The following is a 14,840-nucleotide window of genomic DNA, read 5'->3' as shown; positions in this document are numbered from 1 at the left end:
TCTTATTCTTCGTGCCGGTTAATTAGAATGCGGGGTTCATGACGCGCTTACAAACTAACAACCCTTTTTCGCTACATTGCACAAGATAAGCAATTGAGACTGGATGAGATAAACCTATCAAAAAGTAAAATTACAGATGAAGCATCGAATTGTGTATCGCAGTATGGCAGCCTTAAGAAAGATAAAGCAAAAGTTGACTACTTAAATGGCTGGAAGGTGACATCAAAAGAAGGCAAAAGCGTCGAGGCTCATCTTGATACGCTTTATGTGAATTTTGGTGAAGTGTTTACAAACAAAGTCTACCTTGCTTTAAAAAACTATGCTTATACACAAAAATCAACAAGCTTGATTCATATATTACAAGTGCTAAAAAAATTGTTTATCGGCATGTCTATTGTTTATAACGAACGTAACGGAGCAACAATAGAAGTCCTCTTGAGCAGCAATCAAGTGCAGCACTTTTTCCACAAGATTTTTAAAGTGCTATTCGTGCGCTCCCAAGCAGCCCAGCACTGCCCCAAGAAGTTTCATGCTAAGTGGCGATCGGCAATTCACCATTATACAAGGTGCTTTATCAACCAAGGTGTTTTCGCTGAACCTCACAAGCCATTCATCGTTCCAGATTGGAAAGAGCCGAAAGATGCTGCTCCCACTTTCTCTGTAGGTGGTAATGCAACTCAATCAGAAAATCGCAGATGGTTCTCTAACATCCCAATCAAAATTAAAGATGAAGAGGCAGTTTCAATTATTCAACAACGTATTGATCGAGATATGGCGTATATCAGGCATATATGTTTCTTGAAGTTTAAGGAACTTTTAGAGCGAGAAGATAGAAATAAAGTCTTTGTAAAAAGTGGCTTAGTTAAGCCACTTAACGACACTAAAGGTAAAGTTCAATATAACCATTTTGTCGGTGAAGATAAGTTAGACAACACCGTCGCGACCTTTTATGCACACGGTATAGCTGCGAAAGGTCATAGCTATCCATCATTTTTGGGTTTTCAGAGTAATGCTAGACAGCTATGCACTGAGTTGAATTTACCCACTAGCTCAACACTGAATGCTCTTTTGACCCTGCTTGTTATGGAACACCCTTTGATAACCCCCTCTTGGTTAGAAAAGTGGGAGCTATTTGACGCAAATGGTAATCAGGTTGGCTACAAGCAAGTGGGTACTGAGCACATTGCGGTAAGTTACAAATCGCGTAAAGGCTCAGCCAATGCGCAACAGGACGTTGTGCTCAATGATATTTCTAAATCTATCGTTGAGTTCTTAATACGGCATACTCACACGAGTCGTCAATACCTAAAAGATACAGGGAATGTAAATTGGCGGAAGATGATTTTGACCGCAACCGCTTCTAATGTAATTTGTCCAAGCAACCTCAACACAACTCTTCACTGGGCAACTGATTTTTATCAGACTCTCCAAAATGAATCGCTCTTTGATAAGAACAGTGATATCTCCCTAACGGACGCTAAAGCTATTTCTGAGATTCATTCATTAAGATCGATTAGACGACACAGAGGTCTTCAAATTTACTTGGAAACACGTTCAATGGATGCGGTTGCGGAGATGCTAGGTCATGAAGATAAAGATGTAACGTTATTGACTTCTTACCTTCCTAAACCACTAATGGATTTCTTTAATTCACGTTGGATACGTCAGTTTCAGAGCGCTATTTTACTTGAAGCCATGAAAGATTCTATGTACCGATTTGATGCCGTTAATATGGGGGCTCAAGATATCGAAGAGTTTTTATGTAATCACGGCATTAGTAATATTCCTGAGCATTTCGAACATGGTTTTGGACAAGAGGCCACAAGTGATAATGAAGCCTCAAAATCGTTAGTATTTGATCAGTTGACATATACGATCTCCACACCTCTATTGCAGCTACTAATGGCGATACGCCTTGTTGTTGAGAGTAGTGAACATGAGGACTCTTTTTTAGATGCAGTTTCCCACTGGTATCAATCAGCGGTATTTGTCTTAGATACCCTGAGCTCTGGCAAGCACAGTGTAGATGAGGATTTGATAGAAATGCTCGATATTGCAACCAGTAACAAACTGAATACTGATTCAATTAAAGGAGCGTTGTTATGTTAAGTGTTGCCGACGATAATCCCTCTATTACTAATCTTATTGAGAGTATCGTGCGAGACCACACGAGGTTGGATGGTCTTAGTGTAGATATTCTTGAAGAGATTATAAATTATTCAGTAGTACATGATGACTATCGAGCATTGGATATCATCACCAATATCCATACGGGCATTTACGGCTTCGATGACAGGCAACCTGAGTGGCTAGAGTCCAGTTTTCCTGAAACTAAATGGGTTCTAAAATTTGGAAAAACCCCAAAAACGCTACATTGGGACACCGTGTATTTAGATGATGGAAAGAAGTTAACGGACATAAAGCATCAAAAATTATTAAATAGTTTTAAATACTGGATCACAGCGGTAGACAACCCACTAGAGAACGGTGGAAAGATTATTAGTCCAATAACTGCTTACTATAAAGTTAACAAAGTTATTACTCTTATCAATGCCATCTTGCTGCACTCGAGGGAGTTAAAGCTGGCTGAATACCACCTTCTGAAAGTTAATGATGACTTTTGGTTGAACATCTTGACTAAATACGCCGAACACGGAAATTTCCAAGGCATGTTCGAGGTCGATAAGCGCACCCAAGTATTACTAGATAGTGCTTCTAAGGGGGTTTCGGATGCAGATGTGCAAAAGTTTAAAGATAAGTACCCCTATATTGCACGGGACGTTGCGCAAGATGAAAGGCTCTTATCTCTAACGGAGAGGGAGAAGGCTTGCGCTTGGCTTTTCGAGCAAGGCTATTATCATGCGGGAGAAGCCGTTAGATACACAGGTAGTACCACTGTGCTGGGTGAACTGTTGTTTGATGGAAAGATGCTTTATCACGACATAAGCTTACCCAGTTATCCTGAGCTCTACCTTAAAGCGGCAAAACGTAACTCAGAATATCGCCCAGTTGATAACAAAGACACTTCATCAGGAATAAATGAACGAACAATAACGCGATACATTGAAGCTATTCGATTTATTCACACCAACCTTGAGCGTGAGGATGCTGCTACTCCCTCAACTATCTCTGAACGTGTCAATACAGGCTGCATTAGTGAGTTAGTTAGCTTAAAAAAATCGGGACGTACTCGCACTTTACCGCCTAAATTTGTGTTCAATTTAATTCGTCACTGCTATGAGTTTGCCAGAGAGCATCTCCCTACAGATAAGGGTGCTGTGAATTTACTGGATCAAACGCTCACTCTTTTATCTGAAGCAAGAAGTAAATCTGCCGCATCACGCTCCAATATACTCCTTCCCCAACAAAATAGCCGCTCTTGGAGTGAAGAATCACATCGAGGCATGAATAGCACTGAACGAGGTTACTGGCTTCAAACAGAAGCAATCAATTGCGTAAGTAGTGGGTATCTGAAAAAAGGAATAAAGCAGATTCAAAGCTTTTCTGGAAGCACTGAAAAGCGGCATGAACATATTCGAGCCAATGAAAGCTTATTTGATTTATTTTCTGTACTTCAAGGAGCTATACAGGTCTTGCTAGGAGCAGTAATGGCTCGTCGACAAGATGAGCTAATCACATTGAAACCACACAGTAATCTTTCTCCGAATATCACTCCCTTTTCAGAAGAAGGGGCAAAAATAGAGTACAGCCTTAGGTTTAAAGTAAAGAAAACAGGCTCAAAGGGTGTTAACGCCACTATAGAAAGACCAATCCCTTCCTCTATCGCGAAGTTCATTTGGCAATTGGAGCAGTTTAACATCAAAGCGAGCGAGTTAAATCTATCTAGAGGAAAGCTATCTCTGTTTAACAATATAAATTCAAACCTTTGCCTGTTAAGTAAGGTAGTACACACTACCTATAATGCACACTTTGATGCTGTGTGTGATTACTTAGAAACGGACTTGGTAGAGTTCGATAATGGTGAGTTCCGCCGTAATTATGTTCGTCAACACCAATTGAGACGCTTCTTTGCGATGGCATTTTTCTGGTCTAAAGGGTTTGATGGTATGGATGCTCTGCGTTGGATGCTCGGACACTCAGACATGGAGCATCTATACCACTATATTTCTGAATCGGAGACTGGGGCTGTCCTTAATGGGGCTAAAGCGAGTGTGATTGTTCGTGGTGTAGTTGATGCCACCTCTGAGCTCACCAAGCTAGATGGAATAGAAGAGGTTCGGAAAATTATTGCAGAGCGACTGACAGGTGATAGCTCAACGCCGATTACTATAGAGTCAGTGAGCGAAGCGGCACAAGATTACGATGATGAGTCTTACCTAACCGTCCCTCATATTAGTCAAATTCAAAAAGAGCAGGACATTGAAACAGAGGTTTTTCACCTTCTGGAAGAGGGGCTAATCACACTGGAGCCAGAGTTTTTTACAATAGATGATAGTGATGGCAATGCCACACAAACCTTTAATCTTATTTTAAAAATCAAAGACCTTGACTAAGGATCAGGCTAATGAAAGTTCTAGAGAAAAACCAAATCAAGGTACTTGAGACAGAAAAATTGTTGAGAGAAATAATCACATCTCCTGCTGACTTTAAAGATGATGAAGAGCTTATGAAGGCCCTTAAATCACAATCGGGCATCGCCAAATATCAAAATCAAGAGCGTAATATCACATCATGCTCATTAAACACGGTCAAAAGCATCTCAGAAGCACTTCTAGAGAGAGGTTTCTTATCCTTAGATGAGCTTCGCCTTAATGCAAAACTGGTGATTGAGGCTACGCATCACACTGAGAAAACTACCAAAGGAAACAAACAAACCGTCGCAGGTTTAAGGCTTAAAGTCGCAGAGCTTGAATCGGAACGGAATGCAGCGCAGCGAAGCAATTCTTTATTGACCGTTATGGTTTCTGAGTTGCGCTCTAAGTTGAAGCAAGTAGCGTTACATGAGGGAACAATAGAGGAACGACAAGAGATTTACCGAGAGCACAACCGGAAAGTCGAAGCTCAGATGAGTTATACCTATACCCAGAGTGGAGAGGTCTGATGGCGGTTTATAGTCTAAAAGACTTCGAGCAATGGAGCCATCTTGGGTTTGATAGCAAGCTTGTTTTTCGCAAGCCTTTGGATATACCTTTTGTAACTTACAGTGACCATACTCCTTGCTATGAGGTTAATGCCTTCATTCATAGCTTGATAGTGAGGAGCTTAAAAAGTGACACAATTCGAGGGTATGCTTACGATGTTACTCACTTGGTTCACTTTATTGAGAAACAACCAATATTGAGTCGGTTCGGCCAACTTACTGATGAAACCTTCACCCTTTTTGTTCAGTCATTGCAAGCAGAGAGAACCCCCCTCGGTGAGTTGGTTCGACAAAATAATACAGTTAGAAAAATTGCCCTCACCTGCTTAGAGTTTTTGCAGTTTGTCCAAGACTTTCATGACTTGAGTTATTTTATTGGTAAAGGTAAAGCAAACTCAATTCAGATACGTGAAGAGCCTTATAAGCGTAAGCAAGAAGGTTACAAAGGGTTTATATATGGTGTCAAAGTTACTCATTCTGCTGTGCCAACAAAAGATGAGGTCAGGAAACGCCACCCTGTGTCAGAAGCTGATGCCTTACATGTATGGGAACACATAAAGACTCAGAAAAACAAAGATAAGCGCAGACGGGATATGGCGCTTTATACAGCTATGGAGCAACTAGGTGGCCGAGTCTCGGAGCTTCATTTGATTAAAATGACTGATTATGAGGAAGCAAGACGGACAGGTATTTTCACTCTTACCACCTTAAAGCGTAAAGATGGTAACACCACCCGAAAGATCCCTGTACCACACATTTTATTATCAGTGATTGCGGATTACATAAAGGTACGTAAGAAAGTCATGAGGAAGAAAAAAGTCCAACATGACTACCTTTTTATCGGCTTAAAAACAGGCCAGCCTTTATCTTCGGATTCATGGACAACGTACATGAATTTATGGAAGAAAGAGCTTGGCATTGAGGGGGAGTTGCACCCACACCTTTGGAGACATGCATTCATTACAGACAAGCTCAAGGAGCTGATTCTTGTCACTAAAGAAGTGAATGATAAAGATGATTTCCGAAAGCATTTACTCCACACACAAACATTTAAAATGCAGCTTCAGCAATGGACAGGTCATACGATGCTTAGTTCTTTGAATACGTACATTGATCTCGCTTTTGCAGATATCCACGGATATACAGAGGTTTATAATGCAGTGTCTCTAAAGTCGAGTGTTGACTTAGCAAAACGTCAGGTTGAGTTATTAAAGGAGCAGGTCACAAAGAAAGAACTGACTACTACCGCAGCTCTTAGGGAGTTTGAGGGATTACTGGAAGCTTTTCAGTCTGATATTGATAAAAGCATAGTTTCTTCATAACAATAATTGTGCTCACTGGCATTGACTAACCTGTACCAGCCTTCTGATTTGTGAGATCTATTGCTGACACAGGAAAAACGAATCAATCGTTCTACTAGGTATCCAGCCATTCGTGCCTGATACCGGCTTCTAATAATGCTGATATCAGGTGTGAAGCCATCATACCAAACGGCAAGTACAACGATTCTTAGCCTCTCAATAGAGAGACATCTTCAGGGCTACTCTGAATTATTTTTTCAAATTAGACTTGTGCACTCAACCTTAACGAATTCCTCTGTCTATTGTGCATTTTGGGAAAACAAGGGGGTTGTTTTCCCAAAACAACTAAACCCTGCCTTTTGCTGTTGTTTATACCACCTATCAGTATGGCTCAACACTGGCCTCTTCATCTGTATCATGACGGAGATATCATACATGTGGACAGAAACGCGTTAGAACTGTTGCTCTATAGCGTTTCTGTCAGATTAGGAAAAGTATGTTGAGACCTTAGACGTTTGTTACACCTAATTTTCGATGATATCGAAAACATGCTGAGCACAAGCTATTGGCGAGTTCATGATATCGGGGCCCGAAATTCTAATACTGCGTATTCCTATAGCTTCTAGCTTTTCATCTATTGCTTTATCTTTAGCTATGGCTTCTTCAGAAGAATGATGAGCTACAGAATCAACAAAAATCGCCACACGCTGTTTAGCAAAGTAAAAATCAGCCTCTGTGATTGTCTTGCTCAAAGCTTTAGTTCTAACACCACCTTCCCACATTGTTTGCAAAGTTGGGAAAATAGTTCCGTCTGTTAGGATGTGGGTTTGAATTGTAGGCTTTAGCCCGAAACTGTGCATAGCTTGAAGCAAGAAAAGCTCTATAGGAGAGTCGCACCCCCAGATTTTTACCGGTTCGATGTTATCAAATGGTTTAAAGTATCGAGAGAACCTAAATTTTCGGTAATCATTAAGCAAAGCCTTACTTTCACCGAGTAGTGATGTGCACAAACCGGGATCTAAAACGTCTGATTTATCGTATTTTGATGCAAGAAAATAGGTGTTATAAACAAACCCTATTACATCTGAACACATTTGTTCGTTAACTGGCATTCCTTCACCAACACAATACAAACCAAACGCATTTGAAAACGGATTGAACCCCATATAATGTGGGGTGCCATCTAAAATACGCTCCAAGTCGATCTTATCGATCCAATCAACTCCGACGGATGATGGTAGTCCTCTTTTTTGCGCAGGTCTTAACGATACATGGTATGGAAGTCCAAAAAGTTGACCATCTCTTTCTTCAAATGCATAGCAACAAACTACCACATTGATCATTTGAAAATCATCACCGCGCTCACGATAAAACTCAATGGCTTCATCAGATGGATTTACATTAATTAGACCGCCAGTAAGTTTCAGGATATTGCCTTCTATCGGTTGATTACCGTCAAGATCAAATAGGTCGTTACCCAAAAAATCACCAAAAGCACCTTTTAAATCTATTTGGAAACGACCAGATGGCAAACAACCATAGTTAGGAAGCTTGAATAACTCTTCTGGTCTATTCTCTATATCTGCGGCTTCTTGTGCCATAACTTCCTCTATTAGATATAACGCTATTTACACGGCAATAAGTCATGAAATTCTAACCAATATGCCGATGTTCAATTCTTACTTCAAATGATTACCTGTGACTGTAGAATCAAAGAAGATTGTATTTCTGCTCTCGCTCCTTAAAGGCTCTAATACCACCCTCAAGGATATGACATACATGCTGTCGAATACCTAGCTCATCAAGTGATTGGTAGTCGTAGCTATTATCAGACTTCAAGCTATGCTCTAAGCTACCACCAAGATATTCAAACTGGTGTGCTCCTGTTGTACCTGATTGCCCTCGCTGGTCTGCCACAACAACACACTCTGCATCGGCTGCCACCACTAAGTTAGCGTTGTGTGTCACCATGATAATCTGGCGCTTACTCTTACACTTACGAACAAAATCTTTAAGCTCTGAGTAAATCGTTCTGTTATCCAAGTTATCTTCTGGCTGGTCAATTAATATTGGGTGCGTTGAGTTACTAAGCTCAAGCATCAAACTGAGTAAGACCAAGCCACGTTTGCCCGGCGACATATGTACAATGCTGTCGTTCTTGTAGGTAACAAGGAAGTCGATCCCAAAGTAGTCAGCGTAAAGTAGTTTGTATGCATCTTTCAGGCTGTGATTCTTACGCAAGGTAGGCGATTGACTGCCTCTAATTGTATTGGCGGTCTTCTCTACAAAGGCTGCGTGAGTATCCACGTCAAAATGGTAATCACCGTTATCGTCCTGAACATCGTTAACGACTGTGCGAATTGCCCCTAATTTGTGGTAGCAACTAACGAACGAATCAAACTTGGGAGCATCGACAACAACCTTTGCCTCAATCTTTATGTCGTCATCCATTTGATGGTCGCTGACTATGGCGCAGTGAGACTTGTATAGATTGATTAGTGAACTAAACTGCTCATTTAGTTCCTTGATACACTCTTCACCTTTCTTAGTGATTGCCTCAAGCTCTTTTATTTTGACATTGACTCTTGCTAGCTTCTCTCGCTCAGCCTTGAGTTGCTTGTTCAGTTGTTCCAGTGCAGCTTTGTCTTTCACGTCTTCTTCAAGGGGTTTCAGCTCACGCTCTATTCCCTCAAGCTTCTCATTTAAAGCTGCCAATCTATCGGGGATCGACTTTAGCTTTTTATTCGCCGTATCCTTGGTTGTACTAAACCCTACCACCAAGTCTTTTTGCATCGAATTTAGTAAGCCTTTGAGGACAGTTGATTGTGCAATTAGCCCTGAGTCTTGCTGTAGTTGACCTCGAATCGAATCAATCCATTGGTCTTGCCGGTTATCAATACTCTCTGTGAATCTTTGTAAGCCCGACTGAATATACGTGAGTCTATCTTTTGCCCTGATAACGCACTGTCTTCTATGAACTAGGTAGGCGTAATGCTTCTCTTGTTCTTCTGTCCATTTAGACTTTTCTCGAATTTCTTTTGCTCTAGCTTCAAGTGCTGCAATCTCATTCTTAACAGACTTGTCGTTACCAATTTCGTTCAGCTCATTGAACAACTTTTGGTATTCACTAATCAGTAAGAATCGAGTATCAATCTTGTCATTAATGGATGAGTTGACTGTGCGTACTCTATTCTCAAGGGTATTAACGAAGTCTTTGTATTGATCATCTTGAAGTAGAGTTTTAGATACCAACTCGTTTAAATCTTCTCGACCATCTTTATCAGCCAGTTGGTTAATGTAAAGTTGAGGTATATAGGTGATAGCCTTTGCTTGGTCGTCGGCATCTGACAGCTTAGACACTTCATTGTTCGACCATTCAACCTCGAAGTCTAAATCGCTAATGTCGCTGTAGGTTGATGACTTGGATAGCTCAACTCTGGTTGATACTTCTTTAGGATTTATAGTCTTTGCAATGTGGTATAGAAGCATTGATTTACCGGACGACTTACCACCAATGATTGTGTTCAGGTCTTTGTTAAGCGGTATCCACTTCTTAGAAAATTTATTCGCACTTGAATTATCAATGTATCTCACTTGTTTGATTGTCTGATATTCAGCTTTCGTTTCAGGAGATAGTTCGCCAATGAATGCACGGTCAGGCTCAAAGACAACCTGTTTTAGACCGTTGAATGTAGGGTCAGCTTTAATTCAGCAGTATCTCTTTTGGTCTGGTTCAAACAGCTTGTCGATTGCATGTGCATCTGAACCATGAACACAAGGTACAAGACGAGCAAGCTCAGCTACAATTTCTTCTCTATTCTTGGTGCCTTGACCAGTGAAGTAGTTGATGTCGCTTGGTGTGGCAGAAAATACCATGTCGATAAACTGGTAGATGTCTTTCTTTATGCCAGTAAACCCACCGTCTCTAATACCAGATACGCCATCATTAGAACCATTCGCAGCAATAACTATTGAGTTTTCCCTCAACCACTTCTCGCCGTTATACCACTTCTTGAAAGTGTCATAAGATGGCTTGAAGTTATTAATACCTTCCTTCAATGATGCCACTCGACAGTTTTCTGTTTGTGGTGCTAGCGCTCTACCATAGGATCTAAGCTGGTCTTCAGTGCAAGCATAGTTCTGACCAAGATAGTCAATATTCAAACGGCTCAATGCGATCTTGATTTCATCAACGTGATTAGGGTCTTCCGGATTTATTAGAAGATGGATGTTAATCCCTTTGTGTTTTCCAGTATTAGGAGTAATCCTAAACTCAATATTTGGGATGACTGTTTCGATGTTTCCCAGTCGTCCATCTTGTCGGTAAGCAAGAACCTTTTCATAACCTGATATAGAGTAGTAATCAGTGATACCAATTACAGCAACACCAGAATCTGACTGTTCGATAGCTGAAATGTAACCATCCCAGTCGCCCTTAAATTGTGTTTCTAATACTGAATCTGGGGTGTGAACGTGAAGGTCCCATCGCCTCCATTCTGAACCGTGTTCGTATAAACGCATTCAATTTCCACTAAACTAATAATTTTTATGAAATTTATCACATACAACATGATGCTTAGCTTGATTTCGGTCACATATTGATTGAGAGGTTACTAACGGGACTGGCTATGAAAGAGGTTGTGGTGGGGGCAGGTCTTGTGTTTTGCCACACATTACTTTTTTGTATATCAAAACTAGCTGGCTATCAGTCAACTCTATCAAAGTGCACCTCACAATGAATAGAATGATCCCTATATCAAAACCACTATTGAACTTTCACGATTGCCGTAGCTCTCCTGAAATAAGTCAGAGGTGATGAAAGTATGAGTAAGATAGAAAAAAAAACTGATAAAACAGATGCTTTTGCTCATTATTCGCCTTTGGAGAACAAAATCCAAGCAAATGCGACCGAGTTCAATGCTATTAGCATTAAACTCGGTCAATTGAATAATCTGAACAATTTTCGTGAATTGAGGAGCTTTTTGTCATAGCTACCTTCGTGTGCGTACCCAATCTGATTAGAAATCTGCCGAACATCTTCTACAATACAATCAAAATTATCGTGGGTGTGACCACTCACCATCGCCTTTACACCACAGTTAGCTAATTCACGAATTAGTTTATTGTCATCTGAGCAAAAGTAGGAGGCCAAGAGGTCGACTGGAAACCCAGAGTGTCTTAGTTCAATGCTTTGTGGGAAGTGGGTTACAACTATCTTGTTTTGTACTGTGGAGGTTGACATCGAGTTAATACAAGCATTTCTAAACTCTAAGTTGAGCTCTCTCATTTTAGAGGGGGTCAACACTTGGTTATTTACTGAGATGCTCTTGAAGTCATTGATTTTCATTTGTAAAGACAGTGTATTTACGTCATTCAGCCGACTAAGATTAGTCCAACCAACGCCACCAAATAACTCAAGGTCGAATTTGTTAAGGACAACAGAAGTGTTTTCTAGGAAGTGTAAGTTATCGCTCAATTGATTCCAAAGAGGTATACAGGACAGATAATCCTGATAATCAAAACCTCTCTGATAGAACTCATGGTTCCCTGAAATGACAATAAACTCAAGATCTGGGTTGGATTTTGCTGCTTGCAATGCTAACTCTGCTAGCCCCACACCATGTGTTATATCACCAGCAACAATTACAACATCAGCGTCAGGGTTAACTAGATCCACAATGGTAGTTCCGCAGAACTCCTCATGCAGGTCAGATATTATCTGGAATAAGGCACTCACTAAAACGTTCTCAAAAATTACATCAAGGTATAGAGTTAACTTATCACATTGTCTCTGTGTAAATCTTTCATCAAAAGAAGAAGTTCATTTGCTTGTCGACTTGCAAATTACATGTTGGCTTCATTGAGAGAGGTAAACTAACAATAAGCTGACTCAGTAAACGTATTTTAAGTGGTAAGTCTACGGCACTTTTCCCCTTAGATAGCCATGGCTTGGGGCTCTTATTAGAAGCATGACATCTTAAAAAGTGTTTCTGACGTTGGTGTTGGTGAAGTCTAATTAATTGATATATGCCCTTCACGAACCAGCATACAGAATCTCGCATAGTCATGCGAATATACGTAAATACGATGTGGTGCTGTAGACCCTGCCATAAACTCATCAAAAGCAGATAAAGTTTTCTGTGGAAGCTGGGTAGGGTCAACGACTTTGAATGCAACATTTTCCAAGTCAAATTCTTTCAGTTCAGGCAGCGAGTTTTCAAATTTATTTGTCATGACTTTGCTCATCGTATAGTTAAAAACATACGTATCATCACATAATTTATCCATTTAATCATTATAGATAGAAGCAATACGGCACACCTTTCCTAATGAATGCTATCACACGAAAGATGTAGTACGTTTTTGGATAAAACTGTTTAGCTTACCTTGTGCTACCTGACGTTATACATAGCGTATGGCTTTAATGTGAGTGTAAAGTGTTGAAGGGCAATTATGATCAACTTCAGTAAGTAGTTGTTCCGCTCTCGACAGGACCTTTGTGATTTAACTAGCGTTTATAGTTGACGACCAAGTGAATATTCATTCGTAAGTGTGGTTAGGTAAAAAGTAAGATTGGATGGGTAGCATAAGTAGTTGCACGACCACGCACAAAATAAACTACCTATCGTGACACGAGCACCTGAGGTGATTCACTCCACTAACTCTGACAAGATTCTAAGTCTCTAATTGACAATATTTCTTACTAATACTCAATATTAGGAAAATGCCAGAGTTTGAGCGTAAGGTACTTGATTCACTACGAGAGCCACTAGAGTCAGGTGAGATCATTATTTCATGCGTGGCAGGCAAGACACGTTTCCCAGCTCGCTTTCAATTAGTTGGTGCACTTAACCCAAGCCCAACAGGTTATTATGAGGGCAATCAAGCTCGAGCGAACCCGCAAATTATCCTGCGTTACCTCAATCGACTATCAGGGCCGTTATTGGATCGATTTGATATGTCGTTAGAGATCCCTCTATTGCCCAAAGGGATGTTAGCCGAAGGAGGTGACCGTGGTGAAACCACTCAAGTCGTGAAGCAACGAGTTAAACAAGCGCGTCAGTTGATGTTATCTCGAAACCATAAGTCGAACGCACTGTTAGGTAGCCGAGAAATTGAAAAGTACTGCCCATTGAGGCGTGAGGATGCAGAATTTCTGGAAACGGCTCTGCATCGATTAGGTTTATCAATTCGTGCTTATCATCGCATTATTAAGGTAGCGCGAACCATTGCAGACCTAGACGGTAACGAACAGATTGAAAAGAAGCATTTATCGGAAGCGCTTGGTTACCGAGCGATGGATCGATTGTTGAAGCAACTTACGGCTCAAGCGGTGTAGTCATACCAATCGTAGTAAACAACGGGTCATTTATTTACTGTGATTGGTATAGAAACAAGAAAGCCTGCTTTTTACGTAGGCTTTCGTTGTTATGAACCAATTGTTATGAACTAATGGTTATTAGCGATCAGTGATGCCTAACTAGAACTTGTAGTTCAGGCCGACTGAGACGATGTATTGCGACTCATCGTAGAAAGTAATGTTCGAATCGCTGACACCATAACCGGCTAGAGAAATAAACGACCAGTTTTCCCAATCCATGAATTGCTCATACTCATAGGCGGCAAACAGGTTGATATTATCGTCGCTGCGTTTTTTATTATAGATTGGGTTGCTGGCGTCGTAAGAACGTTGATTATAACCCGCTGTCAGAGCGTACTGGTGGCGGCCTATGCCACTAAATAGACTCACTTCACCACCAAACTGTTCGTAAGACTCAGCGTTACCGTCGGCATCCCTTGATTGGTAAATCAATGATGGTACTAACATCATGGTGCGGTTGATTGGTTGACGGTACTGACCTTTCAGGTAGAAAGTATTGGCATCACGCTGTAATTCTTCTCTAACCCGATCATCTTCCACATCTTTGGTGGCGTAGGCCAGGTCTAACGAGAAAGCAGACCCCGCAATGCTACTTAGTTTCACACGAAAGGCATTGCCTGTTTCATCCGTTTTGGTGCGACCTGAAGTGGTGTTGTACGGATCGGCCCAAGTCTCACCTGACATGATAGTCGGCAAAAGTGAAGCGTCGATGGTCATGCCTGACTCTAGTTGGTATTTATAACCAACCTCCAGCACGACAGTACCTGTTGCTACGTCATCACGAGTGGTACCTGTGTATACCTGGTGATTTAATTTTTCGCCAAAGGTGTAAGCAATACTACCCAAAGGAGCGATAAGAAATGAGCTCTCAGATGAGGCTTTCTGGTTAATGGACGAAATGGTGCTATCTGCATCGGTATTAAAGTTTGAGGTGGAAGAGGTAACCCCTGTATTAATCGATATTTCACCACTGAAACCTTGTTCGTCTGCAAGCTTGGCAAAAGCAGGAGAGGCTGCAATGCTCAGTGCCAAAAGCGTTATTTTTATTTTCATTCAA

The 14,840-nt window shown here is 40.9% G+C and carries 8 protein-coding genes and 2 pseudogenes; 5 read left to right on the top strand and 5 right to left on the bottom strand.

From position 1 onward, the window contains the following. The first annotated feature begins 93 nt into the window (after positions 1–93). From ACED60_RS22635 to ACED60_RS22620, 4 genes are read left to right on the top strand one after another with little or no spacing between them, the layout of a single operon-like run. Entirely contained in the window at positions 94–2,109 is a 2,016-nt protein-coding gene (locus tag ACED60_RS22635; RefSeq protein ID WP_371728544.1) for a hypothetical protein, read from the top strand. Then, on the top strand, positions 2,103–4,514 hold the full coding sequence (locus ACED60_RS22630; RefSeq protein WP_371728543.1) for an integrase: 2,412 nt from the start codon (positions 2,103–2,105) through the stop codon (positions 4,512–4,514). The genes ACED60_RS22635 and ACED60_RS22630 overlap by 7 nt, the downstream gene beginning before the upstream one ends. A gap of 11 nt (positions 4,515–4,525) precedes the next feature. Beyond that, a complete protein-coding gene (locus ACED60_RS22625; protein ID WP_371728542.1) occupies positions 4,526–5,062 on the top strand; it encodes a hypothetical protein in 537 nt (178 codons plus the stop codon). Beyond that, positions 5,062–6,423: a tyrosine-type recombinase/integrase gene (locus ACED60_RS22620; RefSeq protein WP_371728541.1), complete on the top strand. Its 1,362-nt coding sequence runs from the start codon at positions 5,062–5,064 to the stop codon at positions 6,421–6,423. The genes ACED60_RS22625 and ACED60_RS22620 overlap by 1 nt, the downstream gene beginning before the upstream one ends. A gap of 503 nt (positions 6,424–6,926) precedes the next feature. On the opposite strand, the gene ACED60_RS22615 is transcribed toward ACED60_RS22620, so the two are convergent. The 4 genes and pseudogenes from ACED60_RS22615 to ACED60_RS22600 all read right to left on the bottom strand — a co-directional run bounded on the left by ACED60_RS22615 (position 6,927) and on the right by ACED60_RS22600 (position 12,636). After that, on the bottom strand, positions 6,927–8,003 hold the full coding sequence (locus tag ACED60_RS22615) for an endonuclease domain-containing protein (protein ID WP_371728540.1): 1,077 nt from the start codon (positions 8,001–8,003) through the stop codon (positions 6,927–6,929). Positions 8,004–8,112: 109 nt separating this feature from the next. Beyond that, positions 8,113–10,923, bottom strand: a pseudogene (locus ACED60_RS22610) (TrlF family AAA-like ATPase). A 418-nt stretch (positions 10,924–11,341) separates the two neighbouring features. After that, positions 11,342–12,139, bottom strand: a complete 798-nt coding sequence (locus ACED60_RS22605) for a metallophosphoesterase (protein WP_371728539.1) — start codon at positions 12,137–12,139, stop codon at positions 11,342–11,344. 275 nt (positions 12,140–12,414) lie between these two features. After that, positions 12,415–12,636, bottom strand: coding sequence for a hypothetical protein (locus tag ACED60_RS22600; protein WP_371728538.1), 222 nt, complete (start codon positions 12,634–12,636; stop codon positions 12,415–12,417). A gap of 484 nt (positions 12,637–13,120) precedes the next feature. On the opposite strand from ACED60_RS22600, the pseudogene ACED60_RS22595 reads away from it, so the two are divergent. After that, positions 13,121–13,741, top strand: a pseudogene (locus ACED60_RS22595) (ATP-binding protein); the annotation flags it as partial. Positions 13,742–13,882: 141 nt separating this feature from the next. On the opposite strand, the gene ACED60_RS22590 reads toward ACED60_RS22595, so the two are convergent. After that, the gene (locus tag ACED60_RS22590) at positions 13,883–14,836 is read right to left on the bottom strand and encodes a DUF2860 domain-containing protein (RefSeq protein ID WP_371728537.1); all 954 of its coding nucleotides are present in this window, start codon (positions 14,834–14,836) and stop codon (positions 13,883–13,885) included. Positions 14,837–14,840 lie beyond the last annotated feature (4 nt).

The sequence above is a fragment of the Vibrio sp. 1F279 genome (assembly GCF_041439815.1).
Classification (GTDB): domain Bacteria; phylum Pseudomonadota; class Gammaproteobacteria; order Enterobacterales; family Vibrionaceae; genus Vibrio; species Vibrio tasmaniensis_A.
The sequence above is the reverse complement of the archived record's forward strand: the minus strand, read 5'-3'. Positions and strand labels throughout refer to the sequence as shown.

Excerpts from the sequence above, each read along its gene's own strand:
- ACED60_RS22620 (WP_371728541.1), top strand. The coding sequence starts at position 5,062 with ATGGCGGTTTATAGTCTAAAAGACTTCGAGCAATGGAGCCATCTTGGG.
- ACED60_RS22625 (WP_371728542.1), top strand. The coding sequence starts at position 4,526 with ATGAAAGTTCTAGAGAAAAACCAAATCAAGGTACTTGAGACAGAAAAA.
- ACED60_RS22615 (WP_371728540.1), bottom strand. The coding sequence starts at position 8,003 with ATGGCACAAGAAGCCGCAGATATAGAGAATAGACCAGAAGAGTTATTC.
- ACED60_RS22630 (WP_371728543.1), top strand. The coding sequence starts at position 2,103 with ATGTTAAGTGTTGCCGACGATAATCCCTCTATTACTAATCTTATTGAG.
- ACED60_RS22590 (WP_371728537.1), bottom strand. The coding sequence starts at position 14,836 with ATGAAAATAAAAATAACGCTTTTGGCACTGAGCATTGCAGCCTCTCCT.
- ACED60_RS22600 (WP_371728538.1), bottom strand. The coding sequence starts at position 12,636 with ATGACAAATAAATTTGAAAACTCGCTGCCTGAACTGAAAGAATTTGAC.